Source organism: Rhodococcus sp. BS-15 (genome assembly GCF_000813105.1).
GTDB lineage: Bacteria > Actinomycetota > Actinomycetes > Mycobacteriales > Mycobacteriaceae > Rhodococcoides.
Map to the genome: position 1 here is coordinate 1 of NZ_BAOX01000572.1, position 999 is coordinate 999.

Annotated in this window: 1 protein-coding gene and 1 pseudogene; one reads left to right on the top strand and one right to left on the bottom strand. The window is 69.1% G+C overall.

Annotated features, from left to right (window positions below; translation table 11 throughout):
- The first annotated feature begins 138 nt into the window (after positions 1 to 138).
- The gene (locus RHBS_RS29900) at positions 139 to 279 is read left to right on the top strand and encodes a hypothetical protein (RefSeq protein ID WP_236745428.1); all 141 of its coding nucleotides are present in this window, start codon (positions 139 to 141) and stop codon (positions 277 to 279) included.
- 258 nt (positions 280 to 537) lie between these two features.
- Here RHBS_RS29900 and RHBS_RS31305 read toward each other — a convergent pair.
- Positions 538 to 801: pseudogene (locus tag RHBS_RS31305) on the bottom strand (DUF222 domain-containing protein); the annotation flags it as partial.
- Positions 802 to 999 lie beyond the last annotated feature (198 nt).

The window sequence follows — 999 nt, forward strand, 5'->3', positions numbered from 1 at the left end:
TGGTGGGCTTGGCACCACTGTGCGGGGCGGCCGCACATCACGCAGCAGGTGTCGCGGATGGTCAGGGCGATGCGTTGGTCGTCGCTGGCGAGTCGGGTGGTGCGGCCGAGGGCGAGCGGGACGCCGTGGTGGTCGACGATGACAGGGGGTGAGGTCGGCGTCGCAGGTGAGAAGCTCGGCGAGGGAGCGGCTGATCGGGCCGGCCCAGTCGAAGTGGAACGGCCACTCGGCATCGCCCGGCTCGGGCGCAGACTTCTGCCCGGCATCGTCGGTTCGTGAGTTGCCGCCGGCACCAACACTGCTCCCGCTGAGGCGGTGACCGCCGCCAGCGTCGGGACCCGTGTCGGCATCATTGGTCCGTGAGTTGTCGCCGGCACCAGCACTCTCGCTGACGTCGTGACCGCCGCCAGCACCAGCATCGGTATCACCGGCTCGTGAGTTGCCGCCGGCACCGGAGGACCTCGAACCCGTTTGTGTGCATGCAGATCGGTCCTTGTCGCCGCGAGTGACCAACTCCCGCAGCGGGACGACCAGGTGCACCGATGCCCGCGACCCGCCCGACGATCCGCGGCTGCTGCCGCTCAGGTGCCGGTCGAGGATCTGATCGAGTGCATCGGCCCGCCGCTTCGACGGACCACGCGGATCACGCTCACCACCGGTACCCGGGCGCGGCGCGGTCAACCCCGACAACGCGGTGAACAACTTCTCGGCCAGCAACCGGTCGACGTTGCCACCGAGCTGGAAGCGGCCATCGGACAACGGATGAACATCGAAACGGTTCAGCTCCGGGTTCTCCGACACCGGTACCGGCGGCGGCCCCGATGGAACAGGTTCGGGCCCAGCAGGTTCGGGCCCAGCGGCACCCGAGCCACCTGCGCCACCTGCGCCACCGCAATCACCCGAGCTACCTGCATCGGCTCGGCTCGCCTGCTCCTGCTCGCGCTCTCGTTCCTGCTCCCGTTCGCGTCGTTCCTTCTCGGCCTGCTCATGTCTTTCTCG